Annotated in this window: 4 protein-coding genes and 1 pseudogene; all 5 read left to right on the top strand. The window is 63.4% G+C overall.

From position 1 onward, the window contains the following. Positions 1 to 951: pseudogene (locus BLX41_RS27630) on the top strand (amidase family protein); the annotation flags it as partial. A 10-nt stretch (positions 952 to 961) separates the two neighbouring features. Beyond that, the gene (gene gatB, locus BLX41_RS27625) at positions 962 to 2,407 is read left to right on the top strand and encodes an Asp-tRNA(Asn)/Glu-tRNA(Gln) amidotransferase subunit GatB (RefSeq protein ID WP_011059248.1); all 1,446 of its coding nucleotides are present in this window, start codon (positions 962 to 964) and stop codon (positions 2,405 to 2,407) included. Between the two features lie 103 nt (positions 2,408 to 2,510). After that, the gene (locus tag BLX41_RS27620) at positions 2,511 to 2,870 is read left to right on the top strand and encodes a septal ring lytic transglycosylase RlpA family protein (RefSeq protein WP_259745252.1); all 360 of its coding nucleotides are present in this window, start codon (positions 2,511 to 2,513) and stop codon (positions 2,868 to 2,870) included. A 50-nt stretch (positions 2,871 to 2,920) separates the two neighbouring features. Further along, the gene (locus BLX41_RS27615; protein ID WP_123727453.1) at positions 2,921 to 3,985 is read left to right on the top strand and encodes a calcium/sodium antiporter; all 1,065 of its coding nucleotides are present in this window, start codon (positions 2,921 to 2,923) and stop codon (positions 3,983 to 3,985) included. Then, positions 3,982 to 4,312, top strand: a 331-nt coding sequence (locus BLX41_RS27610; RefSeq protein ID WP_123727452.1) for a carboxymuconolactone decarboxylase family protein, incomplete at its 3' end; no start/stop codon positions are given. The genes BLX41_RS27615 and BLX41_RS27610, both read left to right, overlap by 4 nt.

Here is a 4,312-nt window from a genome sequence, read left to right as displayed (position 1 = left end):
ACGGCCACCGATACCGGCGGCTCGATCCGCCAGCCCGCCGCCTTCACCAACCTCACCGGCCTGAAGCCGACCTATGGTCGCGTTTCCCGTTGGGGCATGATCGCCTACGCTTCCAGCCTCGATCAGGGTGGCCCGCTGGCACGCACCGCCGAAGACTGCGCGATCCTACTGCAAGGCATGGCCGGCTTCGACCCGAACGACTCCACCAGCATCGATGAACCGGTGCCGGACTACAGCGCCGGCCTCAGCGGCTCGCTGCAGGGCCTGCGCATCGGCGTGCCGAAGGAATACTTCAGCGCCGGTCTCGATCCGCGCATCGCCGAGCTGATCCACAACAGCATCAAGGAGCTGGAAAAGCTCGGTGCGGTGATCAAGGAAATCAGCCTGCCGAACATGCAGCACGCGATTCCTGCGTACTACGTGATCGCCCCGGCGGAAGCCTCCTCCAACCTGTCGCGTTTCGACGGCGTGCGTTTCGGCTACCGCTGCGAGAACCCGGAAAACCTGGAAGACCTGTACAAGCGCTCCCGCGGCGAAGGCTTCGGCAGCGAAGTCCAGCGCCGGATCATGGTCGGTGCCTACGCGCTGTCCGCCGGCTACTACGATGCCTACTACCTCAAGGCGCAGAAGATCCGTCGCCTGGTGAAAAACGACTTCATGACCGCGTTCAATGAAGTCGACATCATCCTCGGCCCAACCACGCCCAACCCGGCCTGGAAGCTCGGCGCCAAGAGCAGCGACCCGGTCGCTGCGTACCTGGAAGACGTCTACACCATCACCGCCAACCTCGCCGGCCTGCCGGGCCTGTCGATGCCGGCCGGTTTCGTCGACGGCTTGCCGGTCGGCGTGCAACTGCTCGCTCCGTATTTCCAGGAAGGCCGCTTGCTCAACGTTGCGCACCAGTATCAGTTGAACACTGACTGGCACACCCGCACCCCAACCGGCTTCTGAGGAGACACACATGCAATGGGAAGTCGTGATCGGGCTGGAGATTCATACCCAGCTCACCACTCAATCGAAGATTTTCTCCGGTAGCTCCACCGCCTTCGGTGCCGAGCCCAACACCCAGGCCAGCCTGATCGACCTGGGCATGCCCGGCGTACTGCCAGTGCTGAACCAGGAAGCGGTGCGCATGGCGGTGATGTTCGGCCTCGCGGTTGACGCCGAGATCGGCCAGCACAACGTGTTTGCCCGCAAGAACTACTTCTACCCGGACCTGCCCAAGGGCTACCAGATCAGCCAGATGGAGTTGCCTATTGTCGGCAAGGGCCACCTGGACATCCCCCTGGAAGACGGCACCATGAAACGCGTCGGCATCACCCGCGCGCACCTGGAAGAAGACGCCGGCAAGAGCCTGCACGAAGAATTCAACGGTGCCACCGGCATCGACCTGAACCGTGCCGGCACGCCGCTGCTGGAAATCGTTTCCGAGCCTGACATGCGCAGCGCCAAGGAAGCCGTGGCCTACGTCAAGTCGATCCACGCCCTGGTGCGCTACCTGGGGATCTGCGACGGCAACATGGCCGAAGGTTCCCTGCGTTGCGACTGCAACGTCTCGATCCGTCCCAAGGGCCAGGTCGAGTTCGGCACCCGCTGCGAGATCAAGAACGTCAACTCGTTCCGCTTCATCGAGAAGGCGATCAACAGCGAGATCCGTCGCCAGATCGAGCTGATCGAAGACGGCGGCAAGGTGATCCAGCAGACCCGCCTGTACGACCCGAACAAGGACGAAACCCGTCCGATGCGCAGCAAGGAAGAAGCCAACGACTACCGTTACTTCCCCGATCCGGACCTGCTGCCCGTGGTCATCGAGGATTCCTTCCTCGACCAGGTACGCGCCACCTTGCCGGAACTGCCACCGCAGAAGCGCGAGCGCTTCCAGGAGCAGTTCGGCCTGTCGGTCTACGACGCCAGCGTCCTGGCCACCAGCCGTGAGCAGGCGGACTACTTCGAGAAGGTCGCCAGCATCGCCGGTGACGCCAAGCTCGCCGCCAACTGGGTCATGGTCGAACTGGGCAGCCTGCTGAACAAGCAGGGCCTGGAAATCGACGAAGCCCCGGTCTCGGCTGAACAACTGGGCGGCATGCTGTTGCGGATCAAGGACAACACCATCTCCGGCAAGATCGCCAAGACCGTGTTCGAAGCCATGGCCAATGGCGAGGGCAACGCCGACGAGATCATCGACAAGCGCGGCCTCAAGCAAGTCACCGACAGCGGCGCGATCTCTGCGGTGCTCGATGAGATGCTCGCGGCCAACGCCGAACAGGTCGAACAATACCGCGCCGCCGATGAGGCCAAACGCGGCAAGATGTTCGGTTTCTTCGTCGGCCAGGCGATGAAGGCCTCCAAGGGCAAGGCCAACCCGCAACAGGTCAACGAGCTGCTGAAAAGCAAGCTCGAAGGCTGATCGAAAAATGCAGCCTTGGCTTGTCAGTCGGAACCGCGGGGATGCAAGCCCGTCTTCGCTGGCAAGCCAGCTCCTGCAAAGGATTGTTCCCCGTCCCTGGTTCGTGGCCAGCGCCCTGCTCGCTCTGCTCACGGGCTGCGCCAGCAGCCATATCATCGACCCTCGAGGTTATGACCAGGCCGGGACAGCCTCCTATTACGGCGCCCGCCATCACGGCAAACGCACCGCCAGCGGCGAACCCTTCGATCAGAACGGCCTCACAGCAGCCCATCGCGAACTGCCGTTCGGCACCCGAGTGCAAGTCACCAACCTGGGCAACGACAAAAGCGTCGTGGTCCGTATCAACGATCGTGGCCCGCATACCCGCGGCCGCCTGATCGACTTATCCCGCGCTGCCGCGCAACAGCTGGACATGCTGCGCAGCGGTACCGCCAAAGTACGCATCCAAGCCCTCAGCGACTGACCGACGGAGCCCGAGCCATTACCGCCTTTGCCGAACTGCCTCTGCTCAGCCTGATCCAACTCATCAGCGGCCTGGTGATGCTGATCGCCGGTGCCGAGTTGCTGGTGCGTGCCGCAGTGCGTTTGTCCGCGCGCCTGCATGTACGCCCGCTGATCATGGGCCTGAGCATCGTCGCCTTCGGCAGCAGCGCGCCGCAGATGGCCATCAGCCTGCAGGCGACCCTGGCCGACAACACCGATATCGCCGTGGGCAGTGTGATCGGCAGCAGCATCTTCAACATCCTGGTGACCCTGGGCCTCTCGGCCCTGATCATTCCGCTGCGGGTTTCGCGACAGTTGGTGCGCCTGGACATCCCCTTGATGATCGGTGCCAGCCTGCTGGTCTTCATCCTGGCCTATAACGAGCGTCTCACCCCCTCCGACGGTGTCATCCTGCTGGCGGCCCTGGTGCTGTACCTGCTCCTGCTGTTGCGCCAGTCGCGGCACTCGGCACGCCATCACCTGCCCGCTCCAGCCGGCCAGCGCGGTTCCGCCCCCAGATTCAGCAGCATGCTGATGGTGCTGATCGGCCTGGGGTTGCTGGTCTTCGCCGGACACTTGCTGCTGGGCGCCGCCGTCACCGTTGCCGACGATCTGGGGCTATCGGAGCGGGTCATGGGGCTGACGGTGATTGCCGTCAGCACCTCCCTGCCTCAGCTCGCCACTTCGCTGCTCGCCGCCCTGCGGGGCCAGCGGGATATCGCCGTGGGCAATGTCATCGGCAGCAATCTCTTCAACTTGCTGGGGGTCCTGGGGTTTACCGCCCTGGTGGCACCGACGCCGCTCTCGGTTTCGCCCAACGCTCTGGATTTCGACTTGCCGGTGCTGCTCGGCGTCGCAGTGCTATGCCTGCCAGTGTTCTATTCGGGGTATCGCGTGACCCGGGCCGAAGGCTTGCTGTTTCTCGGGCTGTACCTGGCCTATGGGCTGCATGTGGTGTCCTTCACCACGGGCATGCCACTGGCGGGCAAGCTGGAGCACTTGATGCTGTTTTTCGTCCTGCCAGCGCTGGTGGCGTTTCTGCTGTTCAGTTCGCTACGAGCCTGGCGCCGCCAACACAAGAGAGAAGCGCCATGAGCGAGAACAAGAAAAGCGGACTGCAAATGCGTCGCCAAGTAATGGGCGACGCCTTCGTCGACCGTGCTCTGGGCAACGCCACCGAATTCACCCAACCGCTGCAGGAGTTCGTCAACGAACACGCCTGGGGCGGCGTGTGGAACCGTGATGGCCTGCCGCTGAAAACCCGCAGCCTGATCACCCTGGCAACGCTGACTGCGCTCAAGTGTCCCCAGGAGTTGAAGGGCCACGTGCGTGGCGCCCTGAACAACGGCTGCACCGTGGAAGAAATACGTGAAGCGCTGCTGCATTGCGCGGTGTATGCCGGGGTTCCGGCGGCCATCGATG

The organism is Pseudomonas protegens, from assembly GCF_003732485.1.
Taxonomy (GTDB): Bacteria; Pseudomonadota; Gammaproteobacteria; order Pseudomonadales; family Pseudomonadaceae; genus Aquipseudomonas; species Aquipseudomonas protegens_B.
The sequence above is the reverse complement of the archived record's forward strand: the minus strand, read 5'-3'. Positions and strand labels throughout refer to the sequence as shown.